At 57.7% G+C, this 21102-nt stretch carries 17 protein-coding genes; 9 read left to right on the forward strand and 8 right to left on the reverse strand.

What is annotated here, in order from left to right; genetic code table 11:
* The first annotated feature begins 121 nt into the window (after positions 1 to 121).
* On the forward strand, positions 122 to 1687 hold the full coding sequence (locus tag ACZIRK_RS28625; RefSeq protein ID WP_474418633.1) for an MATE family efflux transporter: 1566 nt from the start codon (positions 122 to 124) through the stop codon (positions 1685 to 1687).
* A 15-nt stretch (positions 1688 to 1702) separates the two neighbouring features.
* Here the strand turns inward: ACZIRK_RS28625 and ACZIRK_RS28630 are convergent, their stop codons facing one another.
* From ACZIRK_RS28630 to ACZIRK_RS28660, 7 genes are all read right to left on the reverse strand, one after another.
* Positions 1703 to 2998: a glycosyltransferase gene (locus tag ACZIRK_RS28630; RefSeq protein ID WP_474418634.1), complete on the reverse strand. Its 1296-nt coding sequence runs from the start codon at positions 2996 to 2998 to the stop codon at positions 1703 to 1705.
* The gene (locus ACZIRK_RS28635) at positions 2917 to 3690 is read right to left on the reverse strand and encodes a class I SAM-dependent DNA methyltransferase (RefSeq protein ID WP_028164919.1); all 774 of its coding nucleotides are present in this window, start codon (positions 3688 to 3690) and stop codon (positions 2917 to 2919) included. The genes ACZIRK_RS28630 and ACZIRK_RS28635 overlap by 82 nt, the downstream gene beginning before the upstream one ends.
* On the reverse strand, positions 3687 to 4808 hold the full coding sequence (locus tag ACZIRK_RS28640; RefSeq protein WP_474418635.1) for a DegT/DnrJ/EryC1/StrS family aminotransferase: 1122 nt from the start codon (positions 4806 to 4808) through the stop codon (positions 3687 to 3689). Before ACZIRK_RS28640 ends, ACZIRK_RS28635 begins: the two co-directional genes overlap by 4 nt.
* Complete coding sequence (locus ACZIRK_RS28645) at positions 4805 to 5251, reverse strand: cupin domain-containing protein (protein WP_130223574.1); 447 nt, start codon at positions 5249 to 5251, stop codon at positions 4805 to 4807. Before ACZIRK_RS28645 ends, ACZIRK_RS28640 begins: the two co-directional genes overlap by 4 nt.
* Before the next feature lie 117 nt (positions 5252 to 5368).
* Complete coding sequence (locus tag ACZIRK_RS28650) at positions 5369 to 6547, reverse strand: CgeB family protein (RefSeq protein ID WP_474418636.1); 1179 nt, start codon at positions 6545 to 6547, stop codon at positions 5369 to 5371.
* A gap of 27 nt (positions 6548 to 6574) precedes the next feature.
* The gene (locus ACZIRK_RS28655; RefSeq protein ID WP_474418637.1) at positions 6575 to 7903 is read right to left on the reverse strand and encodes a hypothetical protein; all 1329 of its coding nucleotides are present in this window, start codon (positions 7901 to 7903) and stop codon (positions 6575 to 6577) included.
* A gap of 107 nt (positions 7904 to 8010) precedes the next feature.
* Positions 8011 to 9156, reverse strand: coding sequence for a glycosyltransferase family 4 protein (locus ACZIRK_RS28660; protein ID WP_474418638.1), 1146 nt, complete (start codon positions 9154 to 9156; stop codon positions 8011 to 8013).
* Between the two features lie 575 nt (positions 9157 to 9731).
* Here ACZIRK_RS28660 and ACZIRK_RS28665 point away from each other — a divergent pair.
* Positions 9732 to 11195 carry a glycosyltransferase gene (locus tag ACZIRK_RS28665; RefSeq protein ID WP_474418639.1) on the forward strand — a complete coding sequence of 488 codons (1464 nt, stop codon included), beginning with the start codon at positions 9732 to 9734 and terminating at the stop codon, positions 11193 to 11195.
* Positions 11196 to 11292: 97 nt separating this feature from the next.
* On the opposite strand, the gene ACZIRK_RS28670 is transcribed toward ACZIRK_RS28665, so the two are convergent.
* Positions 11293 to 12540 (reverse strand): glycosyltransferase, encoded by a 1248-nt coding sequence (locus ACZIRK_RS28670; protein ID WP_474418640.1) that lies wholly within the window; start codon positions 12538 to 12540, stop codon positions 11293 to 11295.
* Positions 12541 to 12781: 241 nt separating this feature from the next.
* On the opposite strand from ACZIRK_RS28670, the gene ACZIRK_RS28675 reads away from it, so the two are divergent.
* The 7 genes from ACZIRK_RS28675 to ACZIRK_RS28705 are packed head-to-tail and all read left to right on the forward strand — an operon-like array spanning position 12782 to position 21087.
* Positions 12782 to 14194 (forward strand): glycosyltransferase, encoded by a 1413-nt coding sequence (locus tag ACZIRK_RS28675; protein WP_474418641.1) that lies wholly within the window; start codon positions 12782 to 12784, stop codon positions 14192 to 14194.
* Entirely contained in the window at positions 14191 to 15027 is an 837-nt protein-coding gene (locus tag ACZIRK_RS28680; RefSeq protein ID WP_474418642.1) for a class I SAM-dependent methyltransferase, read from the forward strand. The genes ACZIRK_RS28675 and ACZIRK_RS28680 overlap by 4 nt, the downstream gene beginning before the upstream one ends.
* A 12-nt stretch (positions 15028 to 15039) precedes the next feature.
* Complete coding sequence (gene asnB, locus ACZIRK_RS28685) at positions 15040 to 16971, forward strand: asparagine synthase (glutamine-hydrolyzing) (protein ID WP_474418643.1); 1932 nt, start codon at positions 15040 to 15042, stop codon at positions 16969 to 16971.
* Positions 16972 to 16974: 3 nt separating this feature from the next.
* Positions 16975 to 18054: a TylF/MycF/NovP-related O-methyltransferase gene (locus tag ACZIRK_RS28690; protein ID WP_474418644.1), complete on the forward strand. Its 1080-nt coding sequence runs from the start codon at positions 16975 to 16977 to the stop codon at positions 18052 to 18054.
* Positions 18051 to 19007 carry a class I SAM-dependent methyltransferase gene (locus ACZIRK_RS28695; RefSeq protein WP_474418645.1) on the forward strand — a complete coding sequence of 319 codons (957 nt, stop codon included), beginning with the start codon at positions 18051 to 18053 and terminating at the stop codon, positions 19005 to 19007. The genes ACZIRK_RS28690 and ACZIRK_RS28695 overlap by 4 nt, the downstream gene beginning before the upstream one ends.
* Before the next feature lie 2 nt (positions 19008 to 19009).
* Positions 19010 to 19840 carry an ABC transporter permease gene (locus ACZIRK_RS28700; protein WP_474418661.1) on the forward strand — a complete coding sequence of 277 codons (831 nt, stop codon included), beginning with the start codon at positions 19010 to 19012 and terminating at the stop codon, positions 19838 to 19840.
* Entirely contained in the window at positions 19837 to 21087 is a 1251-nt protein-coding gene (locus ACZIRK_RS28705; protein ID WP_474418646.1) for an ABC transporter ATP-binding protein, read from the forward strand. The genes ACZIRK_RS28700 and ACZIRK_RS28705 overlap by 4 nt, the downstream gene beginning before the upstream one ends.
* The last annotated feature ends 15 nt before the right edge of the window (positions 21088 to 21102 follow it).

Raw genomic sequence — 21102 nt, forward strand, 5'->3', positions numbered from 1 at the left:
GCCAGTGGCCTCTGTGGTCCATGAGAGGCCGCTAGCCGCATGTTTTGGCACGAGGGCCAAGTATCGACATCCCATCGGGTTGCTGCTAGCCCCCCTCTGTACGCCAAAGGGGTCCCCGGACTTGATCGAAGAGCCAAACGCGCGCGGCAGAGAGAACGTCCCCGCGGGCATTTCGCCCCCGACCCGGGCACGACGGCTGCTTGCGGGTTGGTCCGCCAGCATTTTCCAGATGGTGCTCGGGATCATCCAACAGGTCGCGCTGGTTCCTGTCTTTCTGCATTTCTGGAACGGCGAGGAGCTGGCCGCCTGGTTTGTCATCTATGCGATCGGCAATCTTGTGCTGGTTGCTGATGCCGGCCTGCAGCTTCGTGCCATCAATCGCTTCTTCTCATTCAAGTCCAGCGTTGATTGCGACGGCCGCACCACGACATTCTATGCTGCGATAATGCGGCTCTACCTCTGGCTTAGCGTCGTGCTCGTCGGTCTGGTGCTGGCAGCGGCGCTGGCTGTTTCGCCGTCCACGGTGTTCCGGTTCGAGGCGATCGAGAATTTCGATGCTGCCTTTGTGGCGATGACGGCGGGCATGCTGCTCACGCTTCCGGCGGGTCTGGTGTCGGCACTCTATCGGGCGCGGGGCCTGTACGGCCGCGCTGTCTGGTTGCAGAGCTTCGGAACGCTGATCGGACAGGTCGCGCAGTTGGTTGCTATTGTCGTGACAGCGAGCTTGTTTGCCGTCACGTTCGCCTATGTCGCGATGCAGATATTGATTGCGGTCTATCTGATCACCATCGATGCGCCGCGCTTGCATCCATTCCTGCGCAAGGCGCGGGGCAGACGTCCCATGCGCTGGATAGTCGGTCAGCTACGCAAGGCGGCGCCGTTCGGAATCGCTGGCGCGACCGAGCTGGCGCTGATGAACCTCCCGGTGCTCCTAGTCAGCGCGCTGGTAGCCGATCGCGTCGCTGTCGCACAATGGGGATTGATCCGCGTTGCGGCTGGGCTATTGCGGGCGCTCTGCCTGCAGGTAACTCTTCCGCTGGCTGCTGAACTCGGCCACGACTATGCTGTTGGTGCGACCGAACGGTTGCGCGCGCTCTATGCCCGCGGTTCGGTATTTGTGGCGGTGCTCGCCAGTGCGGTCGTGTCGGGACTGTTGCCGTTTTGGCCTGATTTCTTCGTGCTCTGGACCCGCGGCGCCATTCCCTACGATCCGTTGCTGGCAAAGACGATGCTGATCGGCACCAGCGTGGCCGCGCCCGCGATCTTGGCGTTAAGCTATGCCAATTACAGCAACCGGGCCGATCTTCTCGTACGCAGCAAGGGGCTGCAGATCATTGTCTTTCTCGTGCTATCGCTGCTGCTGATCCCTCAACTGGGCCCGCTCGGCGCGGCGGCCGCGATCGTGGCGAGCGATCTGCTGGTTCAGTTCGGTCTGTTGACGCTTGTCATCATGCGTCAAACGCTCATGCATCCGTTCCGTCACCTGGCGTTTCTGGCGGGGGTAATGGGTGCGACGATAATCGCAGGCTGGGGGTTGGGAATTATGATCCGCTCCATGATATCCTGGACCGGCATGCAGGGCTTCTTCGCGGAATGTGCGATCTGGCTGGTGGTTGCAGGAGTGGCGGCGATCCCGTTGCTGATCGGAAATATCCGCGAAAAGATAATCGCGACGATCCCCCGATAGGATCGTCCGCGGTCCTCAATAGATCCGAGGGTAGCGGCGGTACCGCAGTCTCAGAAGGTGCTGCGCGAACTCGCGATGTCCGTCGTCAATCTGGCGCGCAAAATATTCGAGCCTCTCTTTGCCCGCTGTGGTGAGCCGGGCGCGTTCCTCGGGTAGGCTGGCCTTGACGATGGCTTCCGCCAGCGAAGCGGGATTGTCGTAGTCGAACAGGATGGCGGCATCGCCGGCTTGCGCCTTGAAGGCTTCGGGATAGATCACGGGCGTACCGACCGACCAGGCTTCGAGCGGCGGCAGATTGGTCGGACCGAAGTAGCTTGCCATCACTAGCGCCGCTGCGTTGCGATAGAGCGGGCCGAGTTCGATAGAGGGAACAAAGCCGAGGATACGCACGCGGTCGCCAAGGCCGAGTTGCGCGGCTAAGGCTTCGATTGCGCTACGCGAACCGCGATCCGATCCACATAGCACCAGCGTTGTCTGTACCCCGTGCTTCTGCAGCAAACTCATCGCCAGCAGGATGGTTGCGTGATTTTTATGAGACCAGAACTGGGCGGGGTAGAAGAGATAGCCGGGCTCAAGCCCGTACTTGCGCAGGATCGCGCCGTCCGCATCCGTTTGCTCGCCAGCCTCACTCGACCGTGTCACATAAGGCGATGGCGAAAACGGGATACAAACCGCACGATCCTGTTCCATCGCATAGCGACGGCATAGCGCATCAATCACCTCTTTGGCATTGGCGACGACCAAAGCTGCCTTGGTGCTGGCGCTGCGAAAGACGATTTCGCGGCGTTCGAACTCGGCGAATTCGCGCGCCTCGTCGAATTCCGGCGAATCGCGGTGGCAACCGTCGAATATCGTGATGATGAAGGGCAGCTTGTAGAGCACGAGTTGCCAGTTCGACGTCGTCAGGAAATAGACGATGTCGACATGCTCCCGGATCAGCCGCTTCTCAAAGGGCGGACACAGATGCAACGCGTACTGCAGAAGATCGAACCATCCGCAGTATTTCAGGAAGAGGAATAGCCGGTCGAACCAGCCAATCCGCAACAACTTGGCCTCGATGCCGAGCTCAGCCAGTATGGCGATATTGTTCGGCTGAGTAGTGAAGACGGTCACACCAATGTCGGCCGTCTTCGCCCAGCCGCGCAGCCATGTGATATCGCTAAGCCCTTGCTGGAAGCCGCCGCCAACCTCGAGCGGCAACTCCAGCACGACGCCAACGTGAAACTGCCTCACGGTTGAACCGTCTTTTTTCTGGCGATAGAATAAGCTGCCCAGTCTCGCGAGTTCGGCGGGCTGGTCGTCGACAGCCACGCATAGTGACCGATTGGTTCGAAACCGGTCGCGCCGAGAAGCGCCTCGACCTCGAACGGAAACCAGTAGCGGAGGTGGTGTGCTTCGTCGATCCGATGGATCGTCGATTGCGCAATGTCCTCGCAGAACAGCGTGTAGTTGACCTGAACGGTCGCGCTGGCCTCATTATGGTTGGATTGGGCGATCCGGGTGACGCGCAGTGGCGCGCGTTCAACGACCTTGACACGGGTTTCAACGCCTTGCGCGAGTACGGCGCCGCCATACCAATAGTCGAACAGGAGAATACCGCCCGGCTTGAGTGCGATGGCCGCACTCGCCAGCATGTTCTGAAGTCTTCCCCGGCTGGTCTGGTAGCTTGCCACATGGAACAGGGCGACCGCGGCGTCGAAATCCCGCTCCGGGCCGGATTCACAGACGTCCCCCTGCCGGAATCGAACGTGTTCCGAACCGCCTCCCGTGCGCGCCTCGGCCCGGCGGATCATGTCTGCGCTGATGTCGACCCCGGTGACTGTCCATCCCATGCGCGCGAATTCATGGGCGTGTACGCCGGTGCCGCAACCGAGATCGAGCAACGTACCGGGCGTAGCGCCATGACGACGGAGTTGCACGTCCACAAAGGATGCTTCCGCGGCATAATCTTTGTCCTGATAGAGGAGGTCATACCACGGCGCGTAGCGTTCGAAGGCGCTCAAGCAAGGATCTCCTTCAGCGCCTGTGCGGATCGCACGATCTGGTCGTCCGTCAATCCAAGGCCGCTCGGGAGATAGAAGCCGCGGCGCGCGATCCGCTCCGCGTGAGGATGCGAGTCGCTCGCGAACAGGCCGGCTCTGCGCAGGACGGGCTGTTCATGCATGCACCAAAAGAAGGGACGGGTGCCGATGCCCTTGCCGGCAAGCCGGCGCATCGCTTCCTTGGCGTCGAACTCGACCGCGTCTTTCAGGACGACGCCGTACACCCAATAGACGTTGTCAGCGTAATTGGTGCGCGGGACAGGGCGCTGGATCAGATCGACCGCTTCCAGGAGCTCGTCATAGCGTCGGCCGGTCCGGCGCTTGATATCGATCATCTCGCCCAGCCGTTCGGTCTGGGCGACGCCGAGCGCGGCCTGCAGATTGGTCATGCGCGCGTTCCATCCAAGCTCTTCATGGACGAAACGCTGCTCGGGCTTGAAGCAGAGGTTGCGGAGGCTGCGCAGCCGGTCGGCGAGTTGCGCGTCATCGGTCAGGATCATGCCGCCTTCGCCCGTCGTGACGTGCTTGTTCGGATAGAAGCTGAACGTGCTCGCGTCTCCAAAGCTGCCGCAGGGCTGGCCGCGATAAGTCTGGCCGTGCATCTCGGCAGCGTCCTCGATCACGCGAAGGTCATGCTTGCGCGCAAGTTCAAGGATCGGGTCGAGGTCGACCGGCAGGCCGTAGATGTGCACCACCATGATTGCGCGGGTTTTCGGGGTGATCGCTGCTTCTACTGCGTCCGCGGTCATATTCCAGGTGTTCGGATCGCAGTCGACCACGACGGGAACAAGTCCGGCGCGGATCACCGCGGATGCGCAACTGATGATCGTAAACGTCGGGATGATGACTTCGCGGCCAGGCTCGAGCGAAAGCGCGTGAACGGCAATATCGAGCGCAACGGATCCGTTGGTGACGGCAATGCCGTGGCGCCGTCCCGCGATCTGCGCCATCGCCGCCTCAAACCGCGGAATGAATGGGCCTTCCGAAGATATCCATCCGGTGCGAACGCACTCGGCCAGATATTCAGCTTCGTTTCCGTTCAGGAGCGGCGTGTTGACTGGAACGAAATCCTGGGTCACGCAACCGGACCCTTGATCCGCCTCACAGCCGCTGGCGCCTCGGGGAAGCGCGTCTTGTCGCCTTCGCCCGCGTAGGGGCCCTGCTTGATTTCAATCATCTCGAGCGGTTCCAGCACCTCGAATCCGTGCGCACCGCTGCACAGAAGAATGATGTCCCCGGCCGAGAGCACGCGGCTCTCCAGATATTCTTCGCTCTCGGTGTAGAAGTCGACCTGCAGCTTGCCTTTCTGGATCACCAGCACTTCCTGGGTGTAGTGAACCTCGCGCGTCACCTTGTTGTGCCGATGCGGCGCAATGCTCTTGCCCTTGGGGTGGCTCATATAGGCAAGCTGCTGCGACAATTCGGGTGTGGAGAAAAACGTGATCCCCGGTTCCCGAAAGGAGGCGCGAACGATGATCGCGTAGAGCTGATCGTTAAAGCGACAGTGTTCGACGCTATCCATCGGCTGGCCGAAAAAGGTGAGTAAAATCAACCGCAAAGCGGCTATTTTGAGGGCAATGTGGCTGCTTTGCCCCCCGGCGTCAAGGAAATATTCCGTCCATCCCGTCGCGCCGGATAGTCACGAATTTTCGACGGCGGCTAGGATTGCGCGGGTACGTTCGCGGTAATTATGCGCCTTCAGCGTGCGGCGCTGACCGGCAGCAGCAATTTCCTTTCGTGCTGCATCGTCCGCGAGATATCGGTCGATCTTTTCAATGCACTCGTCGATGGAGCGCCATGCCACGACTTCGCGGTCAAGGTCGAACAGCGTGTGCAGATTGTCCTTGAAATCCGTAAGCAGGAACGTGCCGACGCCGGTCGCTTCGAACAGCCGCACATTTCCGGCCTCCTGGCCGGCCATGTCGATGTGGGAGTTCAGCGTGATGCGCGACCGCCGTAGGGCCTGATACATCTCAGTGCCCCAGGCTTCGCCTTGAAAACAACGATGCAGGGGAGAGGAGGCGGGGAGGCCCGGCGCGATGTTGCCGAACAGCTTGAGATCGTAACGCGCGGCAACTGCCTCCAATAGCGCGATCCGTTGCTGATGATCGGCCGAGACGGTGCCGACGAAGGAGATGTCGATGTCCGGCGCCGGCGCCGGCGGCAGGGCATCGAGGGTGGTGGGCTCGAAGGCGAGATGGCTGACCTCTGCGCGGACGCCGCGGCCCCGAAAAAACTCGACTGTGGCTGCCAGCTGGGAGATCAGCAGGTCATAGACGCGCCAGTCCTCGCCGCGGGTCGGCGAAATCCCGATCTGGCCAATCAGTATAGGCTTGCCGATCCCCTTGATGCGGCGCATCAGCGTGGTATCGATGTGAAACGTGTCCTGGTTTAGCACTAGGTCCGGCCCAAAATCCTCGATTTGAGCGAGCAGAATTTTCTCCCCCTGCGCATCGAGCTTTGAGCTAAGCCCGATTTTCCGGGCGAATGGCCTCAACATCGGCTTGAACGGCGCGGCCGCCTGCAGCAGCCATGCGGGAAGTCTGTTGCTGGCGCCCATCGCTGGCTCGGTCGCGGCCACGAACATGCCATGCTCCCGCGCCCAAACTGTCTGCAGCCAGGAGTTGTTGACGTGGATCTCCGCCGCAGAATGGCCCTGCGCGGCGAAATTCCTCGAGTAGAAGTCGGCCACGCCGAACAGGCTGTTGTTTCGCGCCGCCATTTGGGTGGCGTAGGGCGCATTCTCGAGCCCCGACTGGCCGCGATAGAGCCAGGCTAGGAAGCGCGGGTAGTCGGCGTTGAGGATAAGAATACGCATATCTCGGCTAAGCCACAGGGTTGTCTGTCACGTACGAACCGGCACGCCAGACACTGACCCAACGAGCGGCGTCTGTTCTGTGAATATCGAGCGCGGTGTTAGATACCAAAGCAGGAAAAGAAAAGCGGCGCCGTGCGAAAGCATGGTTGTCGTCAGTGGAACATTCAAGAGAATCTGAGGGAAGATCGAGCCCGAGATCAGGACGAAGCGGGGAGGAAGGCCCGCAGAAAGGCGATTGGCAAAGGCGATCACAAGTCCGCAGGCCAATACCGGAATTGGTGCCAACAGGGGGCCGACCGAGGCGATCCCTTCAGTCGAGAACAGTGAGGCATTGAAGTTGCCGAGACCGTAAGCCTTTTGCATTACTTCGCCCAACTGTTCCTGATACGGACATGAGACGAAGGCCTTCGCAAAACTGATTTGGCAAAAATAAGTGAAAGGATGGCTGAAGAAAAAATCGTTGTACACATCCATCGCATTTGAGGGCGTTGCGATCATCCGCAAATTGACGATTTCGAGATAGCGCATGTCCTGCACATCGAAAACGGCGTACAAAACGATCCCGGCAAGCAGCGGCAGGAAGAGCGAGATTACGACCGCAATCCGGCAGTCGAACAGGCGCGTTAGCACAGCCATGACTAAAAGCCACGCCGGTGCGAAGAAAGCGATCTTGTTCAGAGCAATCGGGTAAAATAGCAGCAGGAGGGCAAGCGTAGCGCCGGCTCGCCAGTAGTTTTCTCGGACTGCGAAGCAAGCAAAGGCGAAAGGCAGCAGCGAGTTCGAAATAATTCCAACCCAATAGATGAGTCCAGTCGGCATATTAGCTTTGCCGCGGAAATCATACATGTGCTTCAGCGAGACTATCTTGAAGCCATAGCTTGCGCAGATGACGATCGTGCCCACGCCAAGTATGAGGATCAGAGTTTGCACGCGATCAAAGGTGGCTTCCGAAATCGTGAACCTTTGTTGGATTGGGGATGTGACAAACAACGCTGGGATCAGGAACGCGACCATTGACAGAACGGCAGAGGCTCCGCTGAGCCAGTGATTGTACTCAAAGCGGGAAAAGCAGTTCAGCCAGAGATATCCCAGCACCATGGTGTAGAAATTGAAGCCGAGAAGATAGCCGAAGCTGAACGGAGCTTTCAGGAAAAGGAACGAGAGGGTGGCAAATGCGGCAATCGTCACGATCGCCCCGTTAAGCAGTGCCGGATCATAATAGATATGATAGAAGCCATAGTTACGGCTGAGGTAGGCGAGCGAAATGCAGCAAGCGATGACATGCAAACCGATCAGCAAACCTAGGCTCACGCGCGTTGAAATCTTGTCCGCTGGCACGTTGGTATTCGCACGCATTAAGCAATCCTACCGCAGGTTCAAGATCCAGTAGACGGACGCAGCTCGTGCAGCTTGAAGATCCGAGACTTCGGCTAACTTTGCAAATGGCCACGTGTAAATGGTTGTCACGGCGCCACCAAATCGTTGTAAAGCTGGACAATCGCGCTTCCGATGATCCTAGCTGAGAACCTCTCAACGACAACTTGCCTTGCTGCTTTACCGTATCGTGCTCGCAAATGTGGGGATTCAGCAAGCCGTACAATTGCCTGCGCTAGTGCGTTTGGGTCTTCAATTGGCACGAGTAGACCTGTCAGGTCGTTGTGAACAATTTCGCGGCAACCCGGGGCATCGGTTGCGATCAGTGGGCGGCCGCACGCGGCTGCCTCCATCAGGGCCCCCGGCAAGCCCTCGCGATGCGACGGCAGCACTGCGATATGACAGGTGCGCCACAACGAGACAATGTTGTCAATGTGCCCGAGCCAGGTGATACCGGAGTGATGCGTCCACGCTTCGACTTCGTCGCGCGGAATCGACGCAGGATTGGCCGGATCGGGATTGCCCGCGATGATGAGCTTGAAGTCGTATCCTCGGCTGCACAAGATACCATGGGCCGATACCAGTGCGCGGATGCCTTTGTCGACCAAAAGTCGTCCAGCAAATCCGATCGTGATCGGGCCTTCCGGTTCGCGCAGGGGGGTTAAAGCCTCGGTGTCAACGCCGGATCCGGGGATCAGCGTCATGCGGTCTGGCTTTACGCCGAGCGCAAGGAGAGCTTCGCGGTCATCAGGATTTTGGACGAGGATGGTGCTGTGCTTTCGGTTCAATAACCGTGGTAGGAGGCGCGCCATACCTTGTTTCAACAGTCGCGACCGCCACCCCGCTGAGGTGAAGATGTAACCGAGCCCGGTGATCGCGTTGACCATGGGAAGATTTTGGCCGAGCGCGGCCACTGAGCCGAAGACGCAGCATTGCAGGCCGGAGTGATGCACTATGCTCGGCTGGATCTTCCTTTCGAGCTGCCGAATCGCTTTCAGCGTCGGCATTGCTGCAAGCGGCGATAACCCGCCGCGCTGGAAGGGAATCCGGTGCAGAAGAAATCCTTCCGCCTCGATAGCGGCGGCGCCGCTGTTCACATTGGTTGCTACATGTACTTCAAATCCCGCGTCGCGGGCCGCTCGCGCCATAGGCAGGCGATTGAGCAGGAACGCAAAATCCTCGTTGACCACATAGAGGACGCGGCGCCGGGGATTGGTTGCTCCTGTTGTTATCATTTGTTAGGGACGGGTATTGTCTCTGTTTGCCGAAGAGGCGCTGTCCGGCCACGGCCGGGTTCCGAACATACCACGGAGGCCACGCGTGACGCGAGCGGCAGCTGCCGACGCGAGATCGCCGACACCGAGAACTTGCGCCGCGGTGTGCCAGTGCCCAAGCCACTACATTGTTCGGGACCGACACCTTCGCCTCGTGGAAACAGTGGATCAAGACCCCACGTGGCCGTATTCGGGATGGTAGTCGTCGCCGCGGCCGTGGAGATTGGTCGGCATGACCCCGAAGAAGCCTGAGCCAGCGCACGCTTGCCATGAGCGGCTCCTGCCTCATCTTAGCGATGGCAAAGGCTTTGGGCCGAAGCGAACCAAGTCGAGCTAAAGCCTCGTCCCAATATTGTCAACTATGTGGCTCCATCGATTGTTGGCACAGCCTAAAAACTCTGAGCGCGCCTACTTTATTTTTTCTGGAGTCCCGAGTATTTTCGGAAAATTCCTACAAACGAGTTTAACGGGCTTATCCCTGCAGCGGTCGATTGGCTAGTCCGAACCAGTCAGCACATGAGAGAAATGCGACTGCAATGAACCTGACGCCATCTACCGTCTCATCGCAGTTAGCCAACAAGCGGAAGCGGGAACTTCTCCAGCACGTTGAAGTCAATCTGGACGCGCAAGATCGCGCCAGCCGATTCAATCGCGCCTATCGCGAGGACGATCGGAAGTTCATGCGGTTTCTGATACCGCCAGGCAAGCGAGTGCTCGAACTGGGTTGCGGCAGCGGGTCACTGCTGGCCTCCCTGGAGCCATCCTACGGGGTCGGCATCGACTTTAGTTCAAGAGCAATTGCGAGGGCCAACGAACTCTACCCCCACCTCCACTTCATTCTAGGTGATGCTGAAGAGCCTGCAACGCTCGGCTTCATCAAAGGGCCGTTCGACTATATCGTCATCGCAGACACCATCGGCATGTTCGAGGATATCGATGGAACATTGCGACTGGTGCATCGGTTGTGTGAGCCGTCAACGCGGATCGTCATCGCCTATTACTCGCACTTGTGGGAGCCGGTCCTAAAAGCAGCCGAGGTGCTGCGGTTGCGACGCAAGCAGCCGAAGATAAACTACATTGCTACGGCGGACTTCATCAATCTGATGGATCTCGCTGATTTCGAGGTCATCAGCGGCGAGCATCGGCAACTGCTGCCGCAGCGATGGTTAGGATCGGGGCCCTTCATCAATCGCTTCATCGCGCCGCTGCCGGGAATTCGAAAGTTGTGCTTGCGCACTTATCTGGTCGGACGTCCAGTGCGGCAGTTTCCGGACCGCAAATATTCCGTCAGCATCGTGGTTCCCTGCCGCAATGAGCGCGGCAACATCGAAAGCGCGATATTGCGCATGCCGCGGTTTGGCAGTGATCAGGAGATCATATTTGTTGAGGGCAATTCTTCCGATGGTACGTTCGAGGAATGTGAGCGCGTGCGCGACGCCTACAAGGACCATTGGAATATCAAGGTGCTGAAGCAGGACAGTAGGGGCAAGGGCGACGCGGTGCGCAAGGGCTTTGCGGCGGCCAGCGGCGACGTCCTCATGATCCTCGATGCCGATCTCACCATGCCTCCCGAGACGCTGCCGAAATATCACGCGGTGATCGAGACCGGGAAAGCGGAGTTTGTCAACGGCACGCGACTGGTCTATCCGATGGAAAAGGAGGCAATGCGGCCGCTCAACTTCATCGCCAACCGCTGCTTCGCCTATTTATTCAGCTATCTCGTCAACACCCGCCTGACGGATACGCTGTGCGGCACCAAGGTGTTGCTGCGCAAAGACTATGAAGTGCTGGCGAAAGAGCGCGGCTATTTCGGCGATTTCGACCCGTTCGGCGACTTCGACCTTATTTTTGGCGCAGCAAAGCTGAACCTAAAGATCATCGAGACGCCGATACACTACAAAGCGCGCATCTTCGGGGAAACCCAGATATCTCGCTTCCGCGACGGCTGGCTGTTGTTGAAGATGGTTTGGTTCGCCTATCGAAAGCTGAAAGCCGTCTGATCGAGAGGACACGATCATAAGACGAGACTTGGTTCGTATACGGCCGAGTGCTTCAGATTTGAGTCATGGAACGCAGCGAGCAGCGGCCTAGGCGAGGTCATCTTTGAAGTAGATTTTTTCGCAAGGGATTTCTTTGAGAAATTGTCTCCGTGTAAAGTTGAAGCGTGCGCGCGACCATTCTGGATATGCTGTACTTCGACACGATCCTCAGACGCGGATCAGCGCAACCCGCATGGTTTGCGGAAAGAATGTCGGCGACGGCGCGCCCCATCGCTTCCGGATCTTTCGGTGGTACGATGCGCCCAGACGGTCCCACGATGCGTTTCACATCTCCAACATCAGTGGCCACCACCTGCAATTCGCTGCTCATCGCTTCGGCCACAACGTTTGGAAAGCCCTCACCGAAGGCGGACGGCAGAATAAACATGTCGGCCGCTGAATAAGCATTCTCGATGTCGCTCATTCTGTCCATTAGTTGCACTCGACTATCGAGACCAAGTTGGCTGATCTTAGATTTCAACTCTGACTTTGCTTGCTCAGGCCCCGCTCCGATAATCACAAGAAGCGAATTGATCGGCCAGTATCGAATGGAGCGTAGCAGCGTCTCTTGATCCTTCATGGGATCTATTCTTCCTACCGAGAGGCAGAGTCTCTCCGGCTCAGGTATTTTCCAGAGCGCGCGTAACCGCATCCGTTGATCGAGGCGTCGTCTGAAGCGCTCTGTATCGATGCCATTCTCAACAACCTCAAAGCGTTTGGGGCGAAGACCGCGGCCAATGTGCGCGCGAACTCCGGCGTGTGAATTTGCAATCGCTAGATCGCAATACGGAGACAAAAAGGCTTCGAGCTTGGCGCATAGCCTGTTGAATGTGTCATAGTGGCTCAAGTCTATATCCGAATTTCTTATCCCCCAGACCAAACGGGTTCGTCCGAGTCTTGGCCGAAACAAGGAGCCAATAATGTTTGGCGTCGTGAGGAACGTTTGGAGTATATCGGGACGGAAGGTGCTGATGACCTTGGAAAGGGTCAGGAAAAAACCCGCGACATCCCACCTTCCTCTTTTCTGAAGTGGAAAAATTTTGACGTCGGATGCGGCCAGCTCGCCCTCGAGCTCGCCGCCCGGGTACATGATGGCAATGCCGACCTCGTGTCCGAGCCCTGCCATGGAGCGCGCCATTATGGAAATTTGGCGCTCGGCGCCTCCCACCGCTAAATTCCCTGTGAGAATAAGGATTCTCATTTCGATAAGAAAAACCGTTGCATTTCCGCGACTAGACGGTAGATAAAAGGAGGCAGGACAGCAACTTGAAGTTTTTTGCGCACGACAATGCAATTGCGAGAGCATTCGCAACGGCCGTAATTTGCATTGCCACGAGCCGACAGCTTCCGTGGGCCTTTCTGCGCGAACTGTCCCCGCTCCAGCGCCCGTTGCGTCCCGAACTCATTTCGCGTATCAGATCAAGGCGTTACCGCGCAACTTTGGAATGTGTTTCGGCGACTTCCGTGGGTGAGCGAGCCTCGTTGTGCGTCGGCGAGATCCTTGCTCGGCGTTTGGCCGGCGAATCGGGACATTTAAGAGCTGACACATGATGAGAAAGATTCTCAGTAGCAGGTTTGTTCTTAAAGTAGCTCGCGAAGCTCTTCCCCACCGCTTCCGTCAGAAAGTCGGCGAGATCGTCCTTCCAAAGCCGACCGAAGCGCATTTTCAGGCGATGCTTGCTGACATGGCCTCGGAGAAGGCCATTCCCGGCCGCGTGGTCCTAGTCTGCGGCTCCCTCCAGCCGGGCGGGGCGGAGCGGCAGGTTGCCAATAGTCTCGTAGGACTCGCTCCGGTCCTTGGCAATGAAAATCTGACGCTTCTTTGCGACTATCTGCACGCTGGCGCGAAGGAGCGATATGATTTCTACTTACCCCACGCGCGCAGATCTGGGGCCACCGTTCGCGAAATCCGAAAGGATTTCGCCGCGAAGGATCCGCTTCCGCCAAGCTTTGAGAAAGCGGCGCGGCTCCTACATCCTGGCCTCGTAGCCGATATCGCTGCTCTATTTCACGAATTCCGAGTTCTGCAGCCGGAGGTCGTCCACGCGTGGCTCGATTGGAGCAATGTCCGGGCTGGCCTCGCGGCGCTGCTTGCCGGAGTACCACGAGTGCTTCTATCGGGCCGCAATTTGAGCCCGCGGCACTTTGCACTGAATGCGGACTACTATCATCCAGCTTACCGGGCTTTGCTCGAGTGCGGAGATCGGATCGTTTGGCTGAACAATAGCCAAGCCGGAGCAGCCGACTATGCTGACTGGCTGTCCATTCCTGCTGGGCGTATCCGGGTCATTCGAAATGGCGTCCAGTTTGAGGAACAAATGCGACCCGAACCGGAACATTATGGCGAACTCCGGGCCAGATGGCGTATTCCCGCCAACGTACCGCTGATTGGCGGCATGTTCCGTTTCAGGCAGGAGAAGCGTCCTCTTTTGTGGATCGAGGCAGCGGCGCGAATTGCCGACGCGCTGCCGGACGTGCATTTCGTCATATTTGGCGAAGGTCCTATGCGTTCCGAAATGGAGACGCTAATCCGCCAATGCGGCCTCGGCGAGCGCGTCCAAATGCCCGGCGTCGTTTTGTCCTCGCTCGATGCTTTAGCACCCTGTGATCTCGTCCTTCTGACTTCGTCCGGTGAAGGAATCCCCAACGTGCTTTTGGAAGCGCAATGGCTTGGCGTCCCTGTCGTCACGGTCAATGCCGGTGGCGCCGGCGAGGCAGTGAACGATGGTACCACAGGGCTGGTCGTTGACTCGGACGACGTCACCGATATTGCGGCCGCCGTCCTAACTATTCTAAGAGACGCCGTATTGCGGGCCAAAGCTCGCAAGGCTGGGACAGCCTTCGTCAACGCAAGATACGGAATGGACCGTATGATCGCCGAAACACTCGCAGCTTACGAATTGCTGCCAACGGAATCGTTCAGCCCATCCATCAAGGCAGTGAACAGGATCAGTAAATGAGCGGTGGTCACGAGCAAGAGATCCGGGCTGGTAAGCGATTTCGCTTCGGCGGCAACTGGCGTCGTTTTCTGCGCGTACTCAACGCGGAGCGGATTCTCGAAGCAGAGAAATCATTGAAGGAGTTCCTACAGACGGACTCGCTTGCCGGGCGCACCTTTCTCGATGCTGGAAGCGGCAGCGGCCTGTTCAGCTTGGCAGCCCGGCAGCTGGGGGCCAACGTCGTCTCGTTCGACTACGACCCTCAATCTGTTGCCTGCACGACCGAATTGAAGCGTCGCTATTTCAACGGCGATGAGAATTGGCGCATCCTCGAAGGATCGGTACTCGATCCGGCTTTCCTCCGGTCACTAGGCACTTTCGACATCGTATATTCTTGGGGCGTGCTGCACCACACCGGCGCGATGTGGCAGGCCCTGGAGAACATCAAACTTAACACGCGGGTTGGCGGAAAGCTTTTCATCGCCATCTACAACGATTGCGGCGAAATCAGCCAATACTGGTTGAAGAAGAAGATCACCTACAACAAACTGCCCAGGCCATTGAAATTTCCATATTCCGTCGCGGTCTGGACGCCCGTCGAGGCGCGCTATCTGTGGCACTACTACAAAAACAAGAATATCCGCGGCTATTTCGGCCTCTGGTCGGAATACAAGAAGAGCCGCGGCATGAGCCGCTGGCACGACATGGTCGACTGGATTGGCGGATATCCTTATGAATACGCCACAGCCGAAGCATTGACCGCGTTCTACGAGAAGGACGGTTTCAAGTTGGACAAACTTTTGCCCAACGACGGCTATGGTTGCCACCAGCTTGTCTTTTCTCGAAATGCGTAACGCGGCGACCCTATGTGCGGATTGACCGGCTTCCTTCTGAGCGGGCAGATCGACGAGTCTATCGCCCGGCGTCGTCTGTCGTCGATGGCGGCCACGATACATCATCGCGGGCCTGACGACGAAGGCGTCTGGTCCGACGGGCGAGTAGGTCTCGGCTTCAAGCGTCTTGCTATCATCGATCTGACGCCGGCGGGACATCAACCCATGGGCAGCGCCGACGGCCAGGTTTGGCTCGTGTTCAACGGAGAGATCTATAATTTTCCGGAACTAAGGGCCGAACTGGAAGCCAAGGGGCACATCTTCCGCAGCCATAGCGACACTGAGGTGATCCTGGCTGGGTATCTCGCATGGGGCGAGAAGGTTTTGAGCCGACTGCGCGGCATGTTCGCCATCGCGCTCTGGGACGGCCGGACGCGCCGGCTTATGCTTGCTCGTGACCGTATCGGCAAGAAGCCGCTTTACTATGCTTTGACCGACCAGGGGCTGTTCTTCGGCTCGGAGATCAAGGCCATTCTCGCTTGGCCAGGCATTGAACGACAGGCCGACCTCGGCGCTTTGCACCTCTTTCTCAGCTACCAGTATATTCCGGCGCCGCAGACCGCTTTCCGCTCAATACGCAAGTTGCCTGCTGCGAGTGTTATGAGCGTAAGCCTTGACGCTGACGGCCGCCTATCTTCTCCCCAAATCGAGCGCTATTGGCGGCTCCCTGCACCGCGCCCAGCTAGCCGCGCTGGTTTTGATCCCAGAGCAGCTGCGGAAGAGTTGATTCATCGGCTTAAGGAAGCTGTGCAGATACGGATGATATCCGACGTCCCGCTCGGTGCTTTTCTCTCAGGTGGGCTCGACTCCTCCGCCATCGTGGCAATGATGGCGCAACAGAGCGGTGACCGCATCAAGACGTTCTCGATTGGCTTCGAGAATGAGGAATATGACGAGACCCGCTACGCGCGCATGGTGGCGGAGCGCTACAACACAGACCATCACGAACTCGTCGTGCGCCCGGATGCCGTCGCGATCCTGCCCAAGCTGGTCTATCACTACAATGAACCTTTCGCCGATCCGTCGGCTGTGCCGAGTTTCTACCTCGCGGAGCTTGCACGTCGGCACGTGACAGTCGCGCTCAATGGTGACGGTGGTGACGAGGCCTTCATGGGCTACGGCCGCTATGCTGCGATGCATGCGCTGTCGCGGATCGACAACCTGCCCAAATCGCTCCGCCAGATGGCCGCTGCCGCCCTTGGACGGCTGCCACTGCGCGGCGGCATGTCCTCGCGCGCGGCGAGTTTGGCCACGCTTCTGCGTTCCGCCGATCGGCCACGCCAGGATCGCTATTCTTTCACCATCACTGCATTCGCCGATGAGCACAAGACCCACGGATATGGCGAGGCGATGTGCCCTTATTTAGGTGAGTCTGCGCTTGATCAGTTCGCGCCTTTCCTGAACGAGGCGGAGACCCTCGTGTCGGGAGCTAACTGGGCAGACATTCATATCTATCTCCCGGATGATCTCATGGTGAAAGTCGATATTGCCACCATGGCTCATTCGCTGGAGAGCCGCTCGCCGCTGCTCGATCATGTCTTGCTGGAATGGGCGTTGACACTGCCCGAGAGCGCTACGATACCCGGCGGAACAACGAAAGCCATCTTCAAGAAGGCGATGGAACCCTTTCTGCCGCATGAGGTGCTTTATCGTCCGAAAATGGGGTTCGGCTGCCCCATTGATCATTGGCTGCGCGCAGAACTCAAGGAAATGGCCTATGACCTATTGCTGTCGTCGCACGCCCAAAGCCGTGGCATCATGGACCGCAACGCCGTACAAGTTCTGCTCGACGAACATTGTTCCGGATCGAACGCGCACCATACGCGGCTGTGGCCACTCTTGATCCTAGAGCTTTGGTTTCGCACGTGGATTGACGAGACCGGTATTGCTCGGAAGGAATCTTGAGGAATGCTGAACAGCTCCAAGTCGGTTTTGATCTCGCTGGATCCAAGTCGGATTAAGCTCGATCATGGCTATTGCTACGTTTACGAGCTCCCGTTGGATGCACCTTCGGGGGACAGCGAACACGATCCGTACAGCTCATCTGCCATCTTGTTCGAGAACGGTGTGGCACTCGGGCCGATGCACGTATCTCACGACAGTATCCGGGCTCATGGCAACGGTCGATTTTCGCATTGGAACGGGAATCTCTATTTTTCAAGTAGCGACAACACGACACCGCTTTCGGACAGCCGCTGCTATCATCTCTATATCCCCACTGATGTGGGCTCCGATCCAGAGTGGTCGCTAATCGACCGCGTCAGGACCTCATCTGAGGATGTACCGCTACAGGAGAGGTTCGATGCTGCGCGACGCGCTTTTCGTCGGATCTGGGGCAACATGCTGTTGCCTGATCATGGCCGACTGATCGACCACGATGATGAGTTTGCGCGGGAATTCGCCCGTCTTTCGCCAGATAACGATGTAACCGCCGAACGCAAATTCAACCTCAATGAGCTGTTCCGGCTCGTCTATTCGGTCGCTGGGGACGTTGCCGAGTGTGGTACCTATAAGGGGGCCTCTGCCTACTTTCTTGCACGCCACATCCAGCAGGCAGCACTCAACAAGAAGTTGCTTCTTTTCGATTCTTTTCAGGGTCTTTCTGAGCCCGAATCAATTGACCAGTCCTACTGGAAGGAGGGCGATCTAACATCTCATTTCGATGATGTTTGGCGTGCCTTGGCACCACTCGGTCCTACGTCCTTCGTCGAGCTTTATAAGGGATGGATACCAGCGCGATTTTCCGAGGTCGCCGACCGGCGCTTCTGTTTCGTCCATATCGATGTCGATCTCTATAGACCGACACTTGATTCCATCGCCTTCTTCTATCCGCGCATGAGTCCGCGAGGTGTGATCCTGCTCGATGATTACGGCTTCGTTTCTTGCCCCGGTGTGACCCAAGCAGTGGATGAATTCATGGCAGACAAGCCCGAACCGATCATAAACTTGGCCTCCGGCGGCGCATTCATAATGAGGGAAGAGAGATGAACGCTCATTTCGAGGGAGTTCCCGTTCGCAACCCGGATTTTGACGACGGGGTCGTCGTGTGGAACGACGAATTTTCTGGGCGCTACAAACCAGTCACCTATGCCAATCAGTTCGACGATCAATGGCGCCTTTTTCTCGAAGGCAAACAAGGTTTTCGCGATCACACCGGCGTCGAAGTCACTGATCCTTACGTTGATGATCGGATATTCGAACTCACCGGCGTGAAGGGAGTGATCGAGCGACGCAAATGGGGCGCTCTGTATCCTCTCGTCGCTGCCTGGCGTCGCTACACAGGCCTCGACGAACGGCGCGGGATCGGTGGGCGCCTCTATCTGAAGCCCAGTTTTCCGGTCGATTATTTTCAGGGTAAGCGTTGTCTCGACATCGGCTGCGGAGCCGGGAGATGGACGCGAACCATGATGTCGCTCGGAGCGACGGTTACGTCGGCCGATGTTTCGGAAAGCGCTCTTGCATCGACCCGACGTTTCAACGGAGACGTGCGTCGGCTTGATATCTTCGATATCGCCAAGCATCCCGAATTGATGGGTGTCTATGATTTCACCCTGTGCTGGGGCGTGATAATGTGCACACACGACCCAAAACGAGCGTTCGAGCGCGTCGCCTCCACGGTCAAGCCGGGCGGTAGCCTCTACACCATGGTCTACGCGCCCACGTATCACGCCTCGGACGCCGTCCGCGAGATGCGACGTCGCTTTCATCGCGAGTGTCGAACAGTCGAGGACAAGATCGCCTTTACATTCAAGGTCGCCCAGGATCCCCAAAATGCCATCAACTATCTGGACATGTTGAACACCTTCTACAATTGGACGATACCCGAAGAGGTCGTTCATGAGTGGTACAAGAAGGAAGGGTTTTCGGAGATCGTCACTTTGAACAAGGAGGAGCCGCATAACTGCGGTTGGCATGTTTTGGGACGCAAGCGGGCTGTTTGAGCGTGCTCCGCTTCCTCGATCCTATTGCCAATGTACGAGCATTTCTCCTTCTATGGCGCAGCATCAGGCAATATCGCGAATTACTTTGGGAGATGACCCTACGCGACGTTCTTGAGCGGCAGGCCGGATTGGCTTTCGGCGCTTTTTGGGTGATCGGACAGCCGCTCTTGATGATGCTGGTCTACGTCTTCGTATTTTCCTTCATCTTCGCGGTCCGCCTCAATGCTCACGATAGTGGATTGGGCTATACTGCCTTCTTGATGGCGGGCCTTGTGCCATGGCTCGCTTTTCAGGAAGCGCTGAGCCGGGCGCCGACCGTGATCCTCGAAAGCCGCAGCCTTGTGAAGCAGATCGTCTTTCCGATCGATATCCTTCCGCTCAAGGTGGTGCTATCCACCCTTGTGGTCCTGGCCATCGGGCTTGCCTTCCCGCTGGGTCTGATGCTCCTCAACGGCACGGCGCGGCCACTCTTCTGGCTTCTTTTGCCATTACCGATATTGAGCCATCTCGCGTTGGCGATTGGACTCACCTATGCGTTGGCAGCGGCCGGCGTTTTTCTGCGCGATACGCGTAATATCGTTCAGCTTTTTCTCATGATAGGACTTTTCCTGCATCCCATCCTCTATGCGCCTGGCATGGTACCGGCAAAGCTAGAACTTGTTTTCTATCTGAGCCCCCTGAGCCACAATATTTGGATGTACCACGATGCGGTCTCTGGTCATCTATCGCATCCATCGTCGTGGATTGTGGCACCTGCAACCGCACTTCTCGTCCTGGTGCTGGGCTATCGGCTCTTTCGCAGTCTCAGCCACATGTTCGGAGACGCGCTATGACCAGGATTGCGATTTCTGCAAGAGATGTCTCCAAGTCCTTCCGTGTCTACCAAAGTCCCGTCGACATGGTGCGCGAAGCGCTGACGGGCAAGAAACGACACCGGGATTTTGTCGCGCTCGATGGCGTCAGTTTCTTAGTCGGGAGTGGAGAGGTTGTAGGCCTCATCGGCCGCAATGGAGCGGGCAAATCGACGCTTCTCAAAATCGTCGCCGGCACGCTCGAGGCGACGTCCGGCCAGCTTGAGGTGAACGGCCGCGTCTCCGCCATTTTGGAACTCGGTACGGGGTTTAATCCTGAATATACGGGTCGCGAGAACGTCTATCTCGGGGGGCTGTGTCTCGGCCTCTCGCGGGAGGAGATCCGTGAGCGTGAGGCAGACATCATTGCCTTTAGCGAACTGGAGGAGTTCATCGATCGGCCTTTCAAGACGTATTCAAGCGGCATGCAAGCGCGGCTCACCTTCAGCGTGGCGACATCGATCGACGCCGATGTTCTCATCGTCGATGAGGCGCTTTCAGTCGGAGATGCAAAGTTTCAGCTCAAATCCTTTGATCGCATGCGCTCGTTTCGCGAGCGTGGAAAGACGATCTTGCTTGTCAGCCACGAATTGAATTCACTAACTTCGGTATGCGATCGAGCCATACTCCTCGACCGTGGGAAGGTCCTCGCCGATGGTGAACCAAACGCCGTTGGAAAGCTCTATCACGAGCTCCTATTCGCTTCCGGGCCCCGTCCAACAGTTGCGGGCTCCGTAGGCGCTGTTGTCCAGGAAGAAATGCCGCGTGAGCATCGCTACGGCGATCATCGCGCCATGATCACCGACGTTTGCCTTCTCGACCAAGATGGCCGCCCAAGCCAGCACTTGGAAGTCGGCGGAACGTATCTCATCCGATGGGAAATCGAAGCACGGGAAGACATTGACGACTATGTCCTAGGTTTATTGATCCGGACGCCGAAGGGGGTTGAGGTTTTCGGAACGGACACAGGTCTCTGGGCTCCGCAGGGTTTTCCCAACATTCTGCGCGCTGGCCATCGCTATTGCTTGGATGTTGCCTTCACCAATCGTCTTGCGCCCGGTCGGTTCTTTCTAACCGCTTCTATGGGAAAGAGCGACGGGACCAAAATCGACATGCGCTTCGACTGCTTGATGGTCGAAGTGGTGGCTGGGGCGCGCAGGCTTTACTCCAATTCCCTCGTCGCCATGGATATGCAGTTGGTGCGTACCGCGGAGACGATTGTTCCATAATCTAGGCAGAGCAGC

Source organism: Bradyrhizobium sp. Leo114, assembly GCF_055229415.2.

Coding starts and splice junctions, on each gene's coding strand:
- ACZIRK_RS28645 (WP_130223574.1), bottom strand. CDS start 5,251: ATGGATAGCGTCGAACACTGTCGCTTTAACGATCAGCTCTACGCGATC.
- ACZIRK_RS28650 (WP_474418636.1), bottom strand. CDS start 6,547: ATGCGTATTCTTATCCTCAACGCCGACTACCCGCGCTTCCTAGCCTGG.
- ACZIRK_RS28655 (WP_474418637.1), bottom strand. CDS start 7,903: ATGCGTGCGAATACCAACGTGCCAGCGGACAAGATTTCAACGCGCGTG.
- ACZIRK_RS28660 (WP_474418638.1), bottom strand. CDS start 9,156: ATGATAACAACAGGAGCAACCAATCCCCGGCGCCGCGTCCTCTATGTG.
- ACZIRK_RS28665 (WP_474418639.1), top strand. CDS start 9,732: ATGAACCTGACGCCATCTACCGTCTCATCGCAGTTAGCCAACAAGCGG.
- ACZIRK_RS28670 (WP_474418640.1), bottom strand. CDS start 12,540: ATGCTCTCGCAATTGCATTGTCGTGCGCAAAAAACTTCAAGTTGCTGT.
- ACZIRK_RS28675 (WP_474418641.1), top strand. CDS start 12,782: ATGATGAGAAAGATTCTCAGTAGCAGGTTTGTTCTTAAAGTAGCTCGC.
- ACZIRK_RS28680 (WP_474418642.1), top strand. CDS start 14,191: ATGAGCGGTGGTCACGAGCAAGAGATCCGGGCTGGTAAGCGATTTCGC.
- asnB (WP_474418643.1), top strand. CDS start 15,040: ATGTGCGGATTGACCGGCTTCCTTCTGAGCGGGCAGATCGACGAGTCT.
- ACZIRK_RS28690 (WP_474418644.1), top strand. CDS start 16,975: ATGCTGAACAGCTCCAAGTCGGTTTTGATCTCGCTGGATCCAAGTCGG.
- ACZIRK_RS28695 (WP_474418645.1), top strand. CDS start 18,051: ATGAACGCTCATTTCGAGGGAGTTCCCGTTCGCAACCCGGATTTTGAC.
- ACZIRK_RS28705 (WP_474418646.1), top strand. CDS start 19,837: ATGACCAGGATTGCGATTTCTGCAAGAGATGTCTCCAAGTCCTTCCGT.